16 protein-coding genes and 1 tRNA gene are annotated in these 17,602 nt (G+C 71.0%); 3 read left to right on the top strand and 14 right to left on the bottom strand.

The window, feature by feature from the left end:
* Positions 1–100: 100 nt before the first annotated feature.
* The 4 genes from AB5J56_RS26320 to AB5J56_RS26305 all read right to left on the bottom strand — a co-directional run bounded on the left by AB5J56_RS26320 (position 101) and on the right by AB5J56_RS26305 (position 4,546).
* Positions 101–946, bottom strand: coding sequence for an EamA family transporter (locus AB5J56_RS26320; RefSeq protein WP_369235610.1), 846 nt, complete (start codon positions 944–946; stop codon positions 101–103).
* The gene (locus AB5J56_RS26315; RefSeq protein ID WP_369235608.1) at positions 943–1,440 is read right to left on the bottom strand and encodes a YbaK/EbsC family protein; all 498 of its coding nucleotides are present in this window, start codon (positions 1,438–1,440) and stop codon (positions 943–945) included. Before AB5J56_RS26315 ends, AB5J56_RS26320 begins: the two co-directional genes overlap by 4 nt.
* A gap of 110 nt (positions 1,441–1,550) precedes the next feature.
* Positions 1,551–3,782, bottom strand: coding sequence for an MMPL family transporter (locus AB5J56_RS26310; protein ID WP_369235606.1), 2,232 nt, complete (start codon positions 3,780–3,782; stop codon positions 1,551–1,553).
* A gap of 164 nt (positions 3,783–3,946) precedes the next feature.
* Positions 3,947–4,546, bottom strand: a complete 600-nt coding sequence (locus AB5J56_RS26305; protein ID WP_369235604.1) for a TetR/AcrR family transcriptional regulator — start codon at positions 4,544–4,546, stop codon at positions 3,947–3,949.
* Between the two features lie 177 nt (positions 4,547–4,723).
* On the opposite strand from AB5J56_RS26305, the gene AB5J56_RS26300 reads away from it, so the two are divergent.
* On the top strand, positions 4,724–8,023 hold the full coding sequence (locus tag AB5J56_RS26300; RefSeq protein ID WP_369235602.1) for a S41 family peptidase: 3,300 nt from the start codon (positions 4,724–4,726) through the stop codon (positions 8,021–8,023).
* Between the two features lie 239 nt (positions 8,024–8,262).
* Here AB5J56_RS26300 and AB5J56_RS26295 read toward each other — a convergent pair whose 3' ends face one another.
* The 4 genes from AB5J56_RS26295 to AB5J56_RS26280 form a co-directional block, all read right to left on the bottom strand.
* A complete protein-coding gene (locus AB5J56_RS26295; RefSeq protein WP_369235601.1) occupies positions 8,263–8,493 on the bottom strand; it encodes a hypothetical protein in 231 nt (76 codons plus the stop codon).
* 81 nt (positions 8,494–8,574) lie between these two features.
* Complete coding sequence (locus AB5J56_RS26290) at positions 8,575–9,465, bottom strand: SDR family oxidoreductase (RefSeq protein ID WP_369235599.1); 891 nt, start codon at positions 9,463–9,465, stop codon at positions 8,575–8,577.
* Entirely contained in the window at positions 9,462–10,505 is a 1,044-nt protein-coding gene (locus AB5J56_RS26285; RefSeq protein WP_369235597.1) for an alpha/beta fold hydrolase, read from the bottom strand. The genes AB5J56_RS26290 and AB5J56_RS26285 overlap by 4 nt, the downstream gene beginning before the upstream one ends.
* The gene (locus AB5J56_RS26280) at positions 10,502–12,043 is read right to left on the bottom strand and encodes a flavin-containing monooxygenase (protein ID WP_369235595.1); all 1,542 of its coding nucleotides are present in this window, start codon (positions 12,041–12,043) and stop codon (positions 10,502–10,504) included. The genes AB5J56_RS26285 and AB5J56_RS26280 overlap by 4 nt, the downstream gene beginning before the upstream one ends.
* Before the next feature lie 164 nt (positions 12,044–12,207).
* Here AB5J56_RS26280 and AB5J56_RS26275 point away from each other — a divergent pair, with 164 nt between their 5' ends.
* Entirely contained in the window at positions 12,208–12,837 is a 630-nt protein-coding gene (locus AB5J56_RS26275) for a MerR family transcriptional regulator (protein ID WP_369242791.1), read from the top strand.
* A gap of 10 nt (positions 12,838–12,847) precedes the next feature.
* On the opposite strand, the gene AB5J56_RS26270 is transcribed toward AB5J56_RS26275, so the two are convergent.
* Positions 12,848–13,651 carry an exodeoxyribonuclease III gene (locus tag AB5J56_RS26270; RefSeq protein ID WP_369235593.1) on the bottom strand — a complete coding sequence of 268 codons (804 nt, stop codon included), beginning with the start codon at positions 13,649–13,651 and terminating at the stop codon, positions 12,848–12,850.
* A 58-nt stretch (positions 13,652–13,709) separates the two neighbouring features.
* Here AB5J56_RS26270 and AB5J56_RS26265 point away from each other — a divergent pair, with 58 nt between their 5' ends.
* On the top strand, positions 13,710–14,213 hold the full coding sequence (locus tag AB5J56_RS26265) for a GNAT family N-acetyltransferase (protein ID WP_369235591.1): 504 nt from the start codon (positions 13,710–13,712) through the stop codon (positions 14,211–14,213).
* Positions 14,214–14,318: 105 nt separating this feature from the next.
* Here AB5J56_RS26265 and AB5J56_RS26260 read toward each other — a convergent pair.
* The 5 genes from AB5J56_RS26260 to moaC form a co-directional block, all read right to left on the bottom strand.
* Positions 14,319–14,392 (bottom strand) — tRNA-Ala (locus tag AB5J56_RS26260).
* Between the two features lie 86 nt (positions 14,393–14,478).
* Positions 14,479–15,723, bottom strand: a complete 1,245-nt coding sequence (gene glpR, locus AB5J56_RS26255) for a gephyrin-like molybdotransferase receptor GlpR (RefSeq protein ID WP_369235589.1) — start codon at positions 15,721–15,723, stop codon at positions 14,479–14,481.
* A 173-nt stretch (positions 15,724–15,896) separates the two neighbouring features.
* Positions 15,897–16,514, bottom strand: coding sequence for a GNAT family N-acetyltransferase (locus tag AB5J56_RS26250; protein ID WP_369235587.1), 618 nt, complete (start codon positions 16,512–16,514; stop codon positions 15,897–15,899).
* Positions 16,515–16,540: 26 nt separating this feature from the next.
* Positions 16,541–17,053: a molybdenum cofactor biosynthesis protein B gene (locus tag AB5J56_RS26245; protein ID WP_369235585.1), complete on the bottom strand. Its 513-nt coding sequence runs from the start codon at positions 17,051–17,053 to the stop codon at positions 16,541–16,543.
* Positions 17,050–17,529 (bottom strand): cyclic pyranopterin monophosphate synthase MoaC, encoded by a 480-nt coding sequence (gene moaC / locus AB5J56_RS26240; protein ID WP_164429950.1) that lies wholly within the window; start codon positions 17,527–17,529, stop codon positions 17,050–17,052. Before moaC ends, AB5J56_RS26245 begins: the two co-directional genes overlap by 4 nt.
* Positions 17,530–17,602 lie beyond the last annotated feature (73 nt).

The following is a 17,602-nucleotide window of genomic DNA, read 5'->3' as shown; positions in this document are numbered from 1 at the left end:
GATCACCTCCGAAACCGCTGCTTCCAGAGTGCTCCTCCGGGCCTCCCGATGCACGGCCGATGCACGGCCCGGCGCCCCGGCGAACCCCCGGAACGTCCCGCTATCCCGCGTGCAGCATCAGCCCGATCCCCACGACCAGCAGCCCGGCCGCGGCGATCCGGGGCGCCCCGAAGCGTTCCTTGAAGAAGACGGCGCCGATGGCGGCACCCACGATGATCGAGGACTCGCGCAGCGCGGCGATCGGGGCCAGCTCCGCCCTGGTCTGGGCCCACAGGACCAGCCCGTACGCCGCGACGGAGAGCGCCGCTCCGAGGAAGCCGAGGGCGGCGTGGGGCCGCAGCACGGCCACGGTCTCACCGCGCCACCGGTGGATCGCGTATGCCGGGACGACCAGGCCCTCGATCGCCATCAGCCACGCGATGTACCCGAGCGAGGAGCCCGACGCCCGCACCCCGAGCCCGTCGACCACGGTGTACGCGGCGATCGTCAGCCCCGTCGCCAGCGCCGCCCCGATCGCCGCCCAGTTCGGACGGCCCCCGCGCAGCCCCCACAGCGCCACCCCGGTCAGCCCCGCGCAGGACACGGTGATGCCCGCCGCCGCCCAGCCGTCGGGCACCTCGTGCGCGAACAGCGCCGCGAGGAGGGTGACGACCAGCGGCGCGGTCCCGCGCGCGATCGGGTACGCCTGCCCGAAGTCCCCGAGCCGGAAGGACCGCATGAGCAGCACGTAGTACGCGACATGGATGACGGCGGACGCGATCAGATACGGCCACGCCCCGGCCGCCGGGATCGCCACGAAGGGGGCCATCGCGATCCCGATCAGCGACCCGCCGCCCGCGATCAGCGTGAAGCCGACCAGCTTGTCGGTGATGTGGTGCGCCAGGGCGTTCCAGCTGGCGTGCGTGACCGCGGCGAGCAGCACCGCCACGGTCACCAGGGGTGTCACGGGGTCTGCTCGCGCACGTCCACGAGGGTGGCGCCGGCGTGCGCGATCAGCGCCTTCGGCTCCATCGGGAACACGGCGTGCGGGGTCCCGGCCGCCGCCCACACCACGTCGTGGTCCAGCAGCGAACGGTCCGCGAGCACCCGGGTCCTCGTCCGGTGCCCGAAGGGCGGCACGCCTCCGATGGCGTACCCGGTCGTCTCCCGTACGACATCGACCTTGGCCCGCGTGACCTTCTCGACGCCGAGCTCCTGCCGGACGAGTTCCACGTCCACGCGGGACGCGCCGTCCATGAGGACGAGCACCGGCACGCCGTCCGCCGCGAAGATCAACGACTTGCAGATCTGGCTCAGTTCGCAGCCGATCGCGGCGGCGGCCTCGGCGGCGGTGCGGGCGCCTTCCGGGAAGTGCCGGACCTGCGAGGGCAGTTCGTCGAGACCCAGCTCGCGAAGGGCTTCGGCGAAAAGGGGGTGGGCTCCTGCTTCGGAAGACGTCATGAAACGCAGGCTAGCTGCCCGATACATCCGTCACGAACGAATTCCGGGTGGTGCGCGGAAGGGCGCCCCGCCGAGCAGCGGGGCACCCTTCTCGTATCAGCGGGGCGGGATCAGACCCGTACCAACTCCCGGTCCTCGTCCGTGTCGCCGTCCTTCGGGCGGTCGTGGGCGCGCAGCCCCTCGCCCTCGACGTCGACGTTCGGCAGGGCGCGGTCGAGCCACTTCGGCAGCCACCAGGCCTTCTTGCCCAGCAGGGCGAGGACGGCCGGGACGATGGCCATGCGGACGACGAACGCGTCGAAGAAGACGGCGATCGCGAGGCCGAAGCCGATCATCTTGATCATCGACTCGCTGGAGCCGATGAAGCCGGAGAAGACGGCGATCATGATGACGGCGGCGGCCGTGACCACCCGGGCCCCGTACTTGAAGCCGGTCACGACGGCCTGGCTGGGCTTCTCCCCGTGGACGTACGCCTCCCGCATCCGGGTCACGAGGAACACCTCGTAGTCCATGGCGAGACCGAAGACGACACCCACCATGAAGATCGGCATCATCGACATGACCGGGCCGGTCTCCTCGACGCCCAGCAGGCCGGACAGCCAGCCCCACTGGAAGACCGCGACCACGGCGCCCAGGGCCGCCATCACGCTCAGCAGGAAGCCGAGCGCCGCCTTCAGCGGGACGAGGATCGAGCGGAAGACCACGATCAGCAGAAGGAAGGCCAGGCCGACCACCAGGATCAGGTACGGGATCAGCGCGTCGTTCAGCTTCTGCGAGACGTCGATGTTCATCGCCGTGGAGCCGGTGACGAGCGTGCTCGCGTCTGTGTCGGCCTTGATCTCACCGCCCGCGTCACGGATGGCGTGGACCAGGTCCTCGGTCCCCGTGGACGACGGCTTCGACTTCGGGATGACGCTGATCGTCGCGGTGTCGCCGGCCTTGTTGGGCGCCGGCGGGGTCACCGTCACGACCCCCTTGAGGTCCTTGATCTCGTCGCTGACCTTGGTGAACGCCGCGTCCGGGTCCTTGCTCGCCTTCGCGTCGACGACGACGAGGAGCGGACCGTTGAAGCCGGGGCCGAAGCCGTCCGACAGCAGGTCGTAGGCGCGGCGCTGCGTCGTGGACGTCGGCTGCGAGCCGTCGTCCGGCAGGCCCAGCTCCAGCGAGGAGGCGGGGATGGCGGCGGCACCGAGGCCGACGACGCCGAGGAGGAGGACGGCGACCGGACGCCGTACGACGAAGCTCGCCCAGCGCGTGCCCATGTTCGGCTTGCCCGGGTTCTTCGCGGCCTTCCTCGCCGCACGGGAGCCACCGAGCAGCTTGCTCTTCTCGCCCGCGGGCTTCACCTTGCGGCCCGCGTAGCCGAGCAGCGCCGGGATCATGGTGAGCGCGATGAGGACGGCGATGGCGACCGTGCCCGCGGCCGCGACGCCCATCTTGGTGAGCATCGGGATGTTGACGACCGCCAGGCCGACCAGGGCGATGACCACCGTCAGACCGGCGAAGACGACGGCGGAGCCCGCCGTGCCGACCGCCCGGCCCGCCGCTTCCTCGCGCTCACGGCCCTCGGCCAGTTCGGCGCGGTAGCGGGAGACGATGAAGAGGGCGTAGTCGATGCCGACCGCGAGGCCGATCATCATCGCGAGCGTGGAGGTGGTGGAGCCGAGGTCGAGCGCCTTCGCCAGGGCGGTGATCGTCGAGACGCCGATGCCCACGCCGATCAGCGCCGTCAGCAGCGGCAGCCCGGCCGCGATCAGCGAGCCGAAGGTGATGACGAGGACGACCGCGGCGATCGCGATGCCGATGACCTCGCTGGACCCGGTCTCGGGCACGGCCTGGAGCGCGTCACCGCCGACCTCGACGGTCAGTCCGGTGCTCCGCGCGTCGGCGGCGGCCTCCTTCAGGGCGTCCTTGGAGGCGTCCTTCAGCTCCATGCCGGAGACGTCGTACCTGACCTCCGCGTACGCGATCGTCCCGTTCTTGGAGACGGAGTGCGACGTGTAGGGGTCGGTGACGGAGGTGACCTCCGAGCCGTCGCCCAGGGCCTTGACGGTCTTCTTGACGGCGGCCTTGTTGGCCGCGTCCGTCATCTTCTCGCCGCTCGGCGCCTTGAACACGACCCGCGCGGTCGCGCCGTCCGCGGTCATCCCGGGGAAGCGGCTCTCCAGCAGGTCGAAGGCCTTCTGCGCCTCGGTGCCGGGAACGGAGAAGGAGCTGGCGCCCGCGGTGGGCGCGGAGGCGGCACCGACGCCCGCGAGCGTCAGCAGCGCCACCCATATCAGGGCGACGAAGTGCCGTCGCCGGAAGGCGAGTCGGCCGAGTTTATAGAGGAACGTGGCCACGAAGACGTACTCCCGGTCAGGTCGTGGGGGTTGTTCTGGGCAGGGGTGATCAGCTCTGCGGGGAGGCAGGGGAGACCGTCCCGACGACTTGAGCGGTGACGTCAGGTACTCGTGGAACTGGTGGGACTAGGGGAACTGGCTGAGAGCCAAGGGGATTCGGGGATTCACCGGACGCCGAGGGCGGGGAGGACCACGGCGTCGATGTACGACAGGAGGAAGGCCTGGGTCGGCGGCTTCTCGTCGATCATGGTGCGGGCGGCGAACCCGCCGATCATCATGTGCATCATGAAGTCGATCGCCGGGTTGTCCGCGGCGACCTCGCCCCGGTCGACCGCCCGCTGCACCACGCGGCGGAACTCCGCCATCTCCGGCTCGATGAGATGCGCCCGGAACGCCTTCAGGAGATCCGGGTTGCCGTGGACCGCCATGGCCAGACCCCGCATCAGCGCGGAGTTCTGCTCCATCTCGCAGTCGTCCGACTTCAGGGTGAGGGCGTGCAGATCACCCTTGAGCGACCCGGTGTCGAGCTCGCCGAGGCCGAGGCCGCCCGGCTTGTTGTGCCGAACCGCCTTCGCGACCAGCTCGGCCTTGCCGCCCCACTGGCGGTAGAGCGTCGCCTTGCTGGAACGCGTCCGGGCGGCGACGGCGTCCATGGTCAGGGCGTCGTAGCCGACTTCACGGAGCAGGTCGAGCACGGCCGCGTACAGCTCGGCCTCACGCTCGGGCGTGATGCGACTGCGACGCGCCGTTGCGACTTCAGCCATGCCACTCACCTTCCTGCTCCTGCGCGCCCGGAGGGAATCTCCGAACGACACGGTTCCGTACGCCTATGAAGATACCCTTAGAGCTTGCGAAACGAAACCGTTTCGTACGTGTCCTGAGTCACCCCTGTCGATATTTCATAAGTTGCCCGGGGCCGTCTCCCGGAAAAGCATGAGTAGGTGAGCGACGCGAGCGAACCGTACGAGAACGCCCCCGGCTACCTCCGCTTCCCCCACCTCAGTGGCGACCGGCTGTGTTTCGCGGCCGAGGACGACCTCTGGGTGGCCCCGCTGGACGGCCCCGGCCGCGCCTGGCGGCTCACCGTCGACCGCACCAAGGTCGGCCACCCGCGCTTCTCGCCCGACGGCCGGCACATCGCGTACACGAGCTGGCGCAGCTTCGTCCCGGAGATCCATCTCGCGCCGGTGGACGGCGGACCGGAGCGGCGGCTCACCTACTGGGGCAGCGCCGACACCCAGGTCTGCGGCTGGTCCCCGGACGGCGACATCCTCGCCGTCGCCTCGCACGGCCAGCCCTTCTCGTACTTCACCTGGGCCTACAGCGTGCCTGTCGACGGCGACCCCGGCGGCCGGCTGCCCTGGGGACCGGTCTCCGACATCGCCGTCGCCGACCTCGACGGCGAGCGCAGGACCCTGCTGCTCACCGGCACCCCGCCGCACGAACCGGCCGCCTGGAAGCGCTACCGGGGCGGTGCGACCGGCCGCCTCTGGCTGCACGGGCAGCGGCTCCTCGGCGACCTCGAAGGCCACCTCCACTCCCCCATGTTCGTCGGCGGCCGCATCGCCTTCCTCTCCGACCACGAGGGCATCGGCAACCTGTACTCCTGCGCGCACGACGGCTCGGACCTGCGCCGGCACACCGACCACGACGCGTTCTACGCCCGGCACGCCTCCTCCGACGGCAGCCGCGTCGTCTACCAGTGCGCGGGCGACCTGTGGATCGTCGACGACCTGGACGCGGACTCGGTGCCGCGCCGCCTCGACGTACGGCTCGGCGGGCCGCGCGCGGGACGGCGTACGTACCAGGTCCCGGCGGCCCAGCACGTCGACGGCATCTCCGTGGACGAGACGGGCCGGGCCAGCGCCGTCGTCGTCCGCGGCAGCCTCTACTGGCTCACCCACCGCGACGGGCCCGCACGCACCATCGTCGACACCCCGGGGGTGCGCGTCCGGCTCCCGGAGATGCTCGGTTCGGGCGGCCAGGTCGCCTATGTCACGGACGCGGAGGGCGAGGACGCGGTCGAGATCGCCTACCTGCCACGCGCGACCGGCGACCGCGCACCGCGCCGGCTGGCCTCCGGGGGCCTCGGCCGCGTACAGGAACTCGTGTCGGACCCGCAGGGCGAACGGCTAGCCATCGCGTCCAACGACGGGCGACTGCTCCTCATCGACGCGACCGAGGACTCTGGGGGCCCCTCCCGGACGAAGTCCGGGGGAGGCGAGGTGACCGAGCTGATCCGGTCCATCAACGGGCCGGTGCGGGACCTCTCGTTCTCGCCGGACGGCGCATGGCTGACCTGGTCGCACCCGGGCATCGGCCGCTCGCTGCGCCAGATCAAGATGGCCCGGATCTCCCGGACGGGAACGGGCGACCAGCTGATCGTCGACGTCACCGACGGCCGCTTCGAGGACGAGAACCCGGTCTTCACCCGCGACGGCCGCTATCTGGCGTTCCTGTCGTGGCGCGGCTTCGACCCGGTCTACGACGTCCACACCGGCGACCTCTCCTTCCCGCTGGGCTGCCGCCCCTACCTCGTCCCGCTGTCCTCCGCCACGCCCTCGCCCTTCGCGCTCAACCCGGACGGGCGCCCGGTCGCCGGAGGCCTGGACCCGGTCGAGGACGAGCCCGGCGACGGCTCCACGGCGACCGTGGAACTCGAAGGCCTGGAAGCCCGGGTGACACCGTTCCCGGTCACCGCCTCCAAGTACTCGGCGCTGTACCCGGTTTCGGGCGGCGGTCTGGTCTGGCTGCGCTGGCCGATCTCCGGCGCGCTGGGCGAGACCTTCGCGAACCCGGCCGACACCTCCGGACGGCCGACCCTCGAATACTTCAACATCAGCAAGGCGAAGAAGTCCGAACTCGTCGACCACCTCGACTGGTTCGCGGTGAGCGGCGACGGCAGCCGACTGGTCGTCGTCGACGAGGGCGACCTGCGGGCCGTCCCCTCCACCGAGTCCGGCGACGGCGACTCCACGGTCTGGATCGACCTGCGCCGCGTCCTGCACGAGGTCGACCCGCCGGCCGAGTGGCGGCAGGCGTACGCGGAGGCGGGCCGCATCATCCGCGCCTACTTCTGGGAACCGCACATGTGCGGCATCGACTGGGACGCGGTCCTCGAGCAGTACCGCCCGCTGGTCGAACGGGTCGCGTCGCCGGACGAGTTCGCGGATCTGCTGCGCGAGGTGCTCGGCGAACTCGGCACCTCGCACGCGTACGTGTCGGCCGCCCGCCGCAACGAGGGCCCGGCGCACTACCAGCGCTGGCAGGGTCTGCTCGGCGCCAACTTCGTGCGACGCGACGGGAGTTGGATGCTCAAGCGGATCCTCCCCGGCGACTCCTCCGACTCCAAGGCCCGCTCCCCGCTGGCCGGTACGGGGATCCGGGAGGGCGCAGTGCTCACCCATGTCGACGGCCGCCCGGTGGATCCGGTCACGGGGCCCTACCCGCTGCTCGCGGGCGCGGGCGGTACGACGGTGGAGCTGACGTTCACCCCGGCGGAGGGCGAGGGCCGCCCACGCCGGGTGGCGGTGGTCCCGCTGATCGACGAACGCCCGCTGCGCTACCAGGACTGGGTGGCCAAACGCCGCGAGGTCGTACGGGAGTTGAGCGGCGGCCGCTGCGGCTACCTGCACATCCCGGACATGGGCGGCTCGGGCTGGGCCCAGTTCAACCGTGACCTGCGGCTGGAGGTCTCCCGCCCGGCCCTCATCGTCGACGTACGCGGCAACGCGGGCGGCCACATCAGCGAGCTGGTGATCGAGAAGCTGACCCGCACCATCCTGGGCTGGGACCTGACCCGCAACGCCCAGCCGGTGTCGTACGCCTCGAACGCGCCGCGCGGCCCGGTCGTCGCCCTCGCCGACGAAGCGACCTCGTCCGACGGCGACATGATCACGGCGGCCTTCAAGCTCCTGAAACTGGGTCCCGTGGTCGGCCAGCGCACCTGGGGCGGAGTCGTCGGCATGACCGGCCGCCACCAGCTCGGCGACGGCACCGTCATCACGGTCCCCATGAACGCCGCCTGGTTCGACGCGTACGGCTGGACCATCGAGAACCGCGGCGTCACCCCGGATCTGGAGATCCTCCGCACCCCCCTCGACTGGGCCGAGGGCCGCCACGCCCAACTGGACGACGCCATCCAACTGTCCCTGGACCTCCTGACGACGCAACCGGCGGCCACTCCGCCGGATTACGGCAACGTCCCGGCGAGAACGCGGCCGAAATTGCCGCCGCGGTAGCCGGTCGGCCTGGCTGTGGGCAGGCGTTCCGCAGGGCTACCGCTGTGGGCAGTCGTTCCGCAGGGCGATGGGGGTCCCCCCGCTCGAGCGAAGCCGAGAGTGGGGAAGGGTGGGCACAGCCTGCAGCGCCGGGCGCCATGCAACCAGGGTTCAGGGGCAGCCGAGTTGGGTTCAGACACCAGAGTGGGGCGCCCTCTACAAACAGAGGGCGCCCCACGATTGGCTCAAGCCAAGTGCAACTACACGTCGTAGTCCTGGTCGAACCGGTCCTGCTCCTCCTGCATGGCCCGCTGCGTGTCCTGGTCACCACGCTCACGCGACTGCTGACCACGCTGCTGCTGACCGCGCTGAGCCTCGTCACGCATCGGCTGCGAACGCTCAAGCGCCTCGTCCGGGGCCTGGCCCTGCTTCTGCTTGGCCTTGCCGCGCATCTGCTCGGCCTTGTCCTGGAACTGGTCCTTCATACCCATGGAAGTTCACTCCCGTTTGCGGGTGAGGGGATTGGGCTCGACCAGACTTACACGGGCGAATAAAGCACGCATTTCGACCAGTTACTCACTGTGAGAATGGGCCCCGCGCTCCCCCTCGTCGGCGGCCCCGCCGGCGCCGACGAGCCCCGTCGAGACGCTGCCGAGCCGAGGCTCGAACCGCCGCATCTCCCGCTGCCCGACCGCCCCGATGATCCCCGGCAGATACCCGCGTACCCCCTGCATCCCGCGCAGCCACCACTGCGCGTACACATGGCTGGACCGCCGCTCGATCCCGGCGACGATGCGGTCGACGGCCGGCCCCAGCGGATACGTCTTGTTGGACGGCCACGGCAGCCGCTGCCGCAGTTCGCGCATCACGTCGTTCTGGTCGGCCCCGCGCACCATGTCGGTGTCGGTCCAGGACAGATAGCCGACCCCTACGCGTACGCCCTTGTAGCCGACCTCGGCGCGCAGGCTGTGCGCGAACGCCTCCACGCCCGACTTGGACGCGCAGTACGCCGTCATCATGGGGGCCGGGGTGATCGCGGCGAGCGAGGCGATCTGCAGCAGATAGCCGCGGCTCTCCATCAGGACGGGCAGGAAGGCCCGCGCGGTCACCGCGGATCCGATCAGGTTGACCTCGATGACCCGCCGCCAGGCGACCGGGTCGGAGTCGACGAACGGACCGCCGCTCGCCACCCCGGCGTTCGCGACGACGATGTCCACCTTCCCGAACCGCTGCTTGACCTCCTCGGCGACCCGGGCCATCGCCTCGTGGTCGGTGACGTCGGCGTGCCAGTAGTGGCTGTCGCTGTGCAGCCGCTCCGAGACCTGCTTGAGCTCGTCCGGCTCCAGCCCGACCAGCGCGATCTTCGCGCCGCGCGCGGAGAGCTTGCGCGCCAGGAGCTCGCCGACACCGCGCGCGCCCCCTGTGACGACCGCGACCTGTCCTTCGAGGCTCACCTTGCTCATGCGCCCTCCTTGATCTCTGCGTTTTCCGCGATCTCAGCGTTCTCCGCGATCTCAGCGTTCTCCGCCATCTCCGCGGCCTGTACGCCCTTTGCGGCGCCCGCGCTTGCCGGGCCTCCCGCGCCCGGCGCACCCTCCGTGCCCACGGCGTACGCGGCCACGAGTTCCCGAATGCGCGAGCCGACCAGCTCCGGCGCCTCCACCGGCGTCATGTGCCCGACCCCGGCGAGCTCGGTGCTGCCGACGCAGTTCGGCAGCGCGGCGACGAGCGCCCGCGCATGCACCACGGGGGTCATCCGGTCCGCCGTGCCCGCGACGACGGCTGTGGGCACCTGCATCTCCCGTACGCCGTAATCGAGGTCGATCAGCTCCAGCACCCGCGACCAGGCGTGCCGCACGGCGCGCGGACACGCGTGCACCACCCGGGCGCACGCCTCCACCATCACCGGCGACGAACCGGGGCCCATGGTCGCGTACTTGAGGATCCTGCGCGCCACGGGCGTGACGGGCCCGAGCGGAGCCCGCGAGCCGAGGATCTTCCCGGTGAGCCAGGTCCGCACCCGGCCGGCGCCCATCGGCACCACCAGCGACTCGGCGACCAGCTTCGAGCTGCCCGTACTGCACAGCAGCGCGGCCGCCGCGTGCTCCCGGAAGCGGGGCCGCGCGGAGGCGGCCATCAGCGTCATCCCGCCCATGGAGTGCCCCACGAGCACGGCCTTCTCACCGGGCGCGAGTGTCGCCGCGAGCACCGCCTCCAGGTCGTCCGCCAGCGCGTCGGTGGTGCACGCGGGGCTCGCGGGACTGCGCCCGTGCCCCCTCTGGTCGTACGCGATCACCCGGTGATCGGCGGCGAGGTCCCGGATCTGCGCCGCCCAGAAGGCGGTCGAGCAGGTCCACCCGTGCGAGAGGACGACAGCGGGCGCATGTTCGGGGCCGTGCACCTCCACGTGCAGCCGCGCGCCGTCCGCGGAGACCGCGACCAGCTCGCGCGCCGGCACGGGCGGCGCGTACGGGCCGTGCATCACATGCATCAGTCGGCTCATGCTCCGGCCTCCGCCTTCTTCTTGCGGGCGCTCTTGGTCAGGGGGGCGCGGGGCGCGGGCTCGCGCGCGGGCGCTCGCAGCACTTCGTACTCCCCGAGGTCCACGCGCCGCGTGGCGCCCCGGAACTCGGTCGTCGTACCCGGCCAGATGGTGGTGTTGCGCCCACTGGCGTCGAGGTACCAGCTGGTGCAGCCGCCGGTGTTCCACACCGTGCGCTCCATACGTTCCTGCACGCGCCGGTTCCAGGCGTTCACGGCGCTCGGTCGCGCGTCGAGCGCCGCCCGCCCGCCGAGCACGTCGAGCTGCCGTACGTAGTCGGCCAGGTAGTTCAGCTGGGACTCGATCATCAGGATCATGGAGGAGTTCCCGAGGCCCGTGTTGGGCCCGATGATCGTCATCCAGTTCGGGAACCCGGCCGCCGTGGCGCCGCGCAGCGACTTCATGCCCTCCTGCCAGCTCTCCGCGAGGGTCCTGCCGTCCGCCCCGACGACGCGGTCGGCGATCGGCATGTCGGTGACGTGGAAGCCCGTACCGAAGATGATCGCGTCGACCTCGGTCTCGCTGCCGTCGGCGGCGACGAGCGTGGAGCCGCGGATCTCGCTGAGCCCGCTCGCGATCACGTCCACGTTGGGCTGCGTGAGCGCCGGATAGTAGGCGTTGGAGAGCAGGATGCGCTTGCAGCCGATGCGGTAGTCGGGCGTGAGCTTGGCGCGCAGCGCCGGGTCCTTGACGGCGCGGGCGATGTTCCGCTTGGCCAGCCGCTCGACCATGCCCAGCTCATTGGGCCGCTTGGTGAACGCCTGGACCTGCAGCTCGCGGATGCCCCACAGGAGCCCACGCCGCGCCTGCGTGGTGAAGGGCAGCTGCCGGTGCAGCCACCGCTCGGCGCCGCTGATGGCGCGGTCGACGCGCGGCATCACCCACGGCGGGGTGCGCTGGAAGAGGGTGAGCCGGGAGACGTCCGGCTGGATGGACGGCACGATCTGGATCGCGGACGCCCCGGTGCCGATCATCGCGACACGCTTGCCGCGCAGGTCGTAGTCGTGGTCCCAGCGGGCCGAGTGGAAGACCTTGCCGGGGAAGGAGTCGATGCCCGGAACATCCGGAACCTTGGGATCGGAGAGCGGCCCGGTGGCGGAGACGACGACATCGGCGGTCAGCGTCCCGCTCGTCGTCTCGATCGTCCAGTGCAGCTTCTCGGCGTCCCAGGTCATCATCTTCACTTCGGAGTTGAAGCGCAGGTGTGACCGCAGCCGGAACACGTCGGCGACGTGCTCCAGGTACTCCCGGATGTGCTCCTGCCCGGAGAAAGTGCGCGGCCAGTCCGGGTTGGGCGCGAACGAGAACGAGTAGAGATGCGACGGCACATCGCACGCGCACCCGGGATAGCTGTTGTCCCGCCAGGTGCCGCCCACACTGTCGGCCCGTTCCAGGACGACGAAGTCGGTGACACCTTCGCGGCGCAGTCGTACGGCGGCTCCCAGCCCCCCGAACCCGGACCCGACCACCGCCACCCGTACATGCTCGTGCTCGGTCATCCCGACGCCTCCCTGACCCACGCAACTCTGCCAGTGAATACTGGCACAATGGGGAGAGTAGAGCAGCTCCGTACTGATGGGTAGGGGGCGGGGCCAGGAAAGTTACCGGGGGTACGACGTAGGGTGCGCACGTGGCTGAGGGATCGGAAAAACTCGAGTACCGCATGGAGGAACTGGCCAAGGAGGCGGGCATCACGGTCCGCACCCTGCGCTTCTACCGCGAGCGCGGCCTGCTCCCGGCACCCCGCAGGGAGGGCAGGATCGCCTGGTACGACCACCACCACCTGGCCAGGCTGCGCACCATCGCCGCCCTCCTGGAGCGCGGCCACACCCTCTCGGGCATCGCCGACCTCACCGCCGCCTTCGAGTCCGGCCGGGACGCCGGCGAGGCCCTCGGCCTGGTGACACCCAGCGAGGAGAACCCCGTCCACCTCACCCCCGAAGCCCTCGCCGACCACTTCGCGGGCGAGGTGACCCCGGAGAACCTGGCCGCCGCCCTGGACCTCGGCTACCTCGCGGTGGAGGGCGACGAGATCATCCACATCAGCCGCCGCCTGCTCGAAGCATCCTCGGCGCTGGTCCGCGCGGGCGTCCCGCTCGCCGCGGTCATGGCCGCCGGCCGCGAGGTCCGCGTGCACGTCGACGCCATGGCCGAACTCTTCACCACCCTGCTGCACACCCACGCCCTCGGCAGGGACCCCGAGCAGCTCCGCCCCCTCGCCAAAGCGGTGGTCGACGCCGAACTCTCGCTGGCCCTGGACCGCCGCCTGGCGGCCGAGGACAACGGCTCCTGACGCCGGTTTCCTACAGGTCGTAGACCACCGTCACCGGCGCGTGGTCCGACCACCGCTCCGCATGCGTGGCCGCCCGCTCCACGAACCCCTTGACGGCCTTGCCGGCGAGCCCGGGCGTCGCCACGTGATAATCGATACGCCAGCCCGTGTCGTTGTCGAAGGCCCGCCCGCGGTACGACCACCATGAGTACGGCCCCTCGACATCGGGATGCAGCGCCCGCACGACATCGACGTACCCGCCCTCCTCGACGTCGAGGACGCCCCCCAGCCACTCCCGCTCCTCGGGCAGGAACCCGGAGTTCTTCTTGTTGCCGCGCCAGTTCTTGAGGTCGGCCTCCTGGTGGGCGATGTTCCAGTCACCGCAGACCACGACCTCGCGTCCGTCGGCGGCCGCCCGTTCCCGGAGCCCCTTCAGATAGCCGAGGAACTCCTCCATGAAGCGGACCTTCTCGTCCTGCCGCTCGGTCCCGACCTCACCGGAGGGCAGATAGAGGCTGGCGACGGTGACGCCGGGCAGATCGACCTCTACGTAGCGCCCGCTCGAGTCGAACTCCGCCGACCCGAACCCGACCTGGACCCGGTCCGGCTCGCGCCGCGTATAGAGGGACACCCCGGCGCGGCCCTTGGCGGCGGCGGGCGCGTGGACGACGTGCCACCCCTCGGGCGCCCGTACGTCCTCCGTCAGCTGCCCGGGTTCGGCCCGCACCTCCTGCAGGCACAGCACGTCCGCGGAGGTCCCGGCGAGCCACTCCACGAAGCCCTTCTTGGCGGCGGCCCGGAGCCCGTTCACATTCACAGAGGTAACAGTCAGCACCCGGGCACGATACTTAATCCATCACCCCATCCCAACGCATAGAAGTACGATGCCTCGCATGAATATCCGTCCGGTCCCCTTCGACCACCCCGACGCCGTCAAGCTCAACGACCAGGTGCAGCTCGAATACGCAGAGCGCTACGGCGACGAGGGCGACGTCACATTCCTGCACGCCTCGATGTTCGAACCGCCGCTCGGCCGATACCTCATCGCCTACGACGAGCAGGACTTCCCCGTGGCCACGGGCGGCTGGCGCACCCAGGACGAGAACGACGAGGGGTACTCGGACGGCGACGCCGAACTCAAGCGCATGTACGTCGTCCCGAGCGCCCGCGGCCGCGGCCTCGCCCGGCGCATCCTGTCCGCCCTGGAGGACGACGCCCGCACGGCGGGCCGCACCCGCATGGTCCTGGAAACCGGCACCGCGCAGCCCGAGGCGATAGCCCTCTACATATCGAGCGGCTACGAACCCTGCACCAAGTTCGGCCACTACCGCTTCCACAACCAGAGCCGCTGCTTCGCCAAGCCGCTCCGGAACTCCCAGCAGCCCCCACAGCCGTAGCCCGACGAAGAAAGGGCGGCCGCAAGGCCGCCCGCAACTCCCCCACACACGCACACGCAACGCAAGAACCCCGCCGGACGAATCCGACGGGGTTCTGAATTGCGGTGGACCTGTGGGGATTTGAACCCCAGACCCCCTCGATGCGAACGAGGTGCGCTACCAGACTGCGCCACAGGCCCTTGCAACGAGTGAAACTCTAGCATCCTCATCAGGGTGCTTGGAAATCCGTTCCTGGCTGGTCAGCCGTGGGCTGCCGGAGGCGCCGTCACTCGTTGGCCGCGCGCGGCCGTTCCCCGTCCTCGTACTGGTCGAACAGGGGCGTGCGCCCGCGCTCGCGCGCACGCCGGGCGGACGCGGCGCGCCGGGCGTCGCTGCGGCCGCCGTCGGCGGCGTCCGACTGTTCCTCGGCCGGGGGCTCACTCTCCGGCGCGCTCTGCGTGCCCGAGGCGCTCGGCTCGGCGGCGCTCGACCGCGCGGAGCTCCAGGCGTCGGGCGCCCCCAGGTCGACGCTGGACGTGGCCCGGGGCGCGACCGGCGCGGTCACGTACGTCGGCAGCGGAACCGGCACCGGGTCCCAGCTGTCGCCGTGGCCGGGGCCCCGCTGGCGCTCACGCTGCTGGTCGACCCACTCAGCGTGGTCGGTCTGCTCGACGAGGGCGCGACGGTCGGCGGCCAGCGCCAGCAGCCCGGGGTCGGTCTCGTTCTCTGGTCCGTCCTCCGGCTCGTCGCCCCCGGGGTCGACGGGCGGCCGGCGGCGCGGCTGACGCTCCCGCAGCCGCTGGGCCGCGACCTCGGCCTGGCGCCGGTCCATGACGTAGGTGAAGCGCCGGCGCTCCTGGGCGCGCAGGTACACGATGTAGGCGCTGAGCAACACCGCCGGCACGCCGGGCGCCCACAGGAACGCGAGCCCACCGACGGCCGCGACGATCGCGCCGAGCGTGAAGGCGAGGAAGAGCATCACCGTCGTACGCCGCCGGCGCGCGAGCACCTTCGTGCGCCGGGCGCGCGCTGCGGCCTCCGCCGAGGCCGCCCGTCGCGCCGCCGACGTCTGCTGGTGCGCGGGCTTGCCCGAGGGCCTCGGCGCGGACTTGCCCGACTGCTGCGGTACGGGCCTGGCGGGCGCCTGGGACACCTGCTGGGCGCCGCCCCGCTGGACACTCTGCCCAGCAGGGGACTGAGGCGCCGGTTTCCGCTCCGCCTCGTCCGACGGCGGGAGTTGGGCCGTCGTCTGCGGGCGTGCCGGAGGCATGGCGAAGGCCCGGACGTCCACCGAGTCGGTGACGGCGCCCGGTTCGGCGCTGGGCTCCCCCTCGTCGGTGGAGCGCGCCCGCAGGTCCTTGGCGTACCGGCGCTCCATTCCCGCCCGTCCGGACAGCAGCCGGATGGCGGTGCTGAAGCGTTCCGTCGGACGGGCTTCGTTCAGCTCGTCCTGCCTACGGAGCCACATCGGCACCAAGTAGGCGGCCCAGGCCCCGACGATGACTGCGTAGATGAGGCCGCTGCTGCTCACGCCTCACACGGTAGAGGGGTTTGCGTGAGGCCATCTGCCAATTGGGCCGGTGTGTCGCACGATCTGGCTGATATTTCGAGCTTTTTTTGTGACCGATGCGATCAGCAGGCCACCGGGAGCGCGAATTTAATGCCCTCAGGTGATCGCCGGGCGATCAATTTCGAACACCTATTTCATTTCCCCGGCTCGGCGGTGTTCCGAGGGGTGTTCCGTGAGCGTGCCCGCCGCCAGCGGGCGAGCAACCCCTCCGGCACCTCTTCCGCGGTGAGGGCGAAGACGAGATGGTCGCGCCAGGCTCCGTCGATGTGAAGATAACGTGGCCGAAGGCCTTCCTCGCGGAATCCGAGTTTCTCCACGACCCTGCGGCTGGGCGCGTTCTCGGGACGAATGCAGACCTCGATGCGGTGCAGTCCGACGGTGCGGAAGCAGTGGTCGGTCACCAGCGCAACGGCCGTCGGCATCACTCCGCGGCCCGCCACCGACTCGTCCACCCAGTAGCCGATGTGCCCCGAGCACATGGACCCCCAGGTGATCCCGGCGACGGTCAACTGCCCGACGAGCTGCCCTCGGTACTCGATCACGAAGGGCAGCATCCGGCCGGCGTTGGCCTCGGCGCGCAGATGCCGGACCATCTGCCGGTACGTCGGCCGGTGCGCGATCGGGCCGCTGGGCGTCGGCGGCGGAATCGTCGCCTCCCACGGCCGCAGCCAGTCCCGGTTGCGCCGGTTGACCTCGCGCCAGGCCCGCTGATCGCGCAGCTTTATGGGCCGAAGGACGATGTCGCCGTCCACCAGCTCGACGGGCCAGGATGGGCTGTTCAGTTCGCACCCCCACTGCCGCTGGGTCTGGGGTGGTCGCCGCCGCGGATCTGGTCGACGGCGTGGATCAGCAGGGGCTCCAGAACGGCCAGGCCGTCCCGTACCCCGCCGGTGGAACCCGGCAGGTTGACGATCAGCGTCGCTCCCGCGACTCCGGCGAGCCCCCGGGAGAGCGCCGCGGTCGGCACCTTCTCCCGGCCGAACGCCCTGATCGCCTCCGGAATGCCCGGCACCTCGTGGTCGAGGACGCGCCGGGTGGCCTCGGGGGTCCTGTCGGTGGGCGAGATCCCCGTACCACCGGTGGTCACGATCACGTCGTATCCGGCATCCACGCCCGCGCGCAGCGCGGCCTCGACGGGATCGCCGTCGGGGACGACCTGCGGCCCCTCGACCGCGAAGCCGAACGCCGCCAGCCCCTCCGCGATGAGCGGCCCGCCCTTGTCCTCGTAGACACCCGCGGCGGCCCGGTTGGAGGCGGTGACCACCAGGGCGCGGTACGACCCCGCCGTCATGCCCGGCTCCAGTCGCCCGACTTGCCGCCCGTCTTCTCCTCGACTCGTACGTCCGTGATGACCGCTCCCTTGTCGACCGCCTTGACCATGTCGATCACGGTGAGGGCCGCCACGCTGACCGCGGTGAGGGCTTCCATCTCGACGCCCGTACGGTCGGTGGTCTTCACGGTGGCGAGGATCTCGACGGCGTCGTCCGCGACCGACAGATCCAGCTTGACACCCGACACCGACAACGGGTGACACAGCGGGATCAGGTCCGGGGTGCGCTTGGCGCCCATGATGCCCGCGATGCGCGCGGTGGCGAGGGCGTCGCCCTTGGGGACCCCCTCGCCGCGCAGCAGCTCGACCACCCGGGGCGAGACCAGGACGCGGCCGCTGGCGCGGGCGGTGCGCGCGGTCACGTCCTTCCCGGATACGTCGACCATACGGGCGGCGCCCGCGTCGTCGATGTGTGTCAGTCGGTCCTGCGTACTCATGGTGGTGGCGCTCCCGGTCCGGGCCCGTCGCGGTGCGGCGCGTGGCCTGTGTGCGCGACACGGTACCGCCAAG

The organism is Streptomyces sp. R21 (genome assembly GCF_041051975.1).
Classification (GTDB): Bacteria; Actinomycetota; Actinomycetes; order Streptomycetales; family Streptomycetaceae; genus Streptomyces.
The sequence above is the reverse complement of the archived record's forward strand: the minus strand, read 5'-3'. Positions and strand labels throughout refer to the sequence as shown.

What these genes read in the sequence shown, in the direction of transcription:
- AB5J56_RS26315 (WP_369235608.1), bottom strand. Translation starts at nt 1,440, where the DNA reads ATGACGTCTTCCGAAGCAGGAGCCCACCCCCTTTTCGCCGAAGCCCTT.
- AB5J56_RS26280 (WP_369235595.1), bottom strand. Translation starts at nt 12,043, where the DNA reads ATGACCGAGCACGAGCATGTACGGGTGGCGGTGGTCGGGTCCGGGTTC.
- AB5J56_RS26290 (WP_369235599.1), bottom strand. Translation starts at nt 9,465, where the DNA reads ATGAGCAAGGTGAGCCTCGAAGGACAGGTCGCGGTCGTCACAGGGGGC.
- moaC (WP_164429950.1), bottom strand. Translation starts at nt 17,529, where the DNA reads ATGAGTACGCAGGACCGACTGACACACATCGACGACGCGGGCGCCGCC.
- AB5J56_RS26295 (WP_369235601.1), bottom strand. Translation starts at nt 8,493, where the DNA reads ATGGGTATGAAGGACCAGTTCCAGGACAAGGCCGAGCAGATGCGCGGC.
- AB5J56_RS26245 (WP_369235585.1), bottom strand. Translation starts at nt 17,053, where the DNA reads ATGACGGCGGGGTCGTACCGCGCCCTGGTGGTCACCGCCTCCAACCGG.
- AB5J56_RS26265 (WP_369235591.1), top strand. Translation starts at nt 13,710, where the DNA reads ATGAATATCCGTCCGGTCCCCTTCGACCACCCCGACGCCGTCAAGCTC.
- AB5J56_RS26305 (WP_369235604.1), bottom strand. Translation starts at nt 4,546, where the DNA reads ATGGCTGAAGTCGCAACGGCGCGTCGCAGTCGCATCACGCCCGAGCGT.
- AB5J56_RS26285 (WP_369235597.1), bottom strand. Translation starts at nt 10,505, where the DNA reads ATGAGCCGACTGATGCATGTGATGCACGGCCCGTACGCGCCGCCCGTG.
- AB5J56_RS26275 (WP_369242791.1), top strand. Translation starts at nt 12,208, where the DNA reads ATGGAGGAACTGGCCAAGGAGGCGGGCATCACGGTCCGCACCCTGCGC.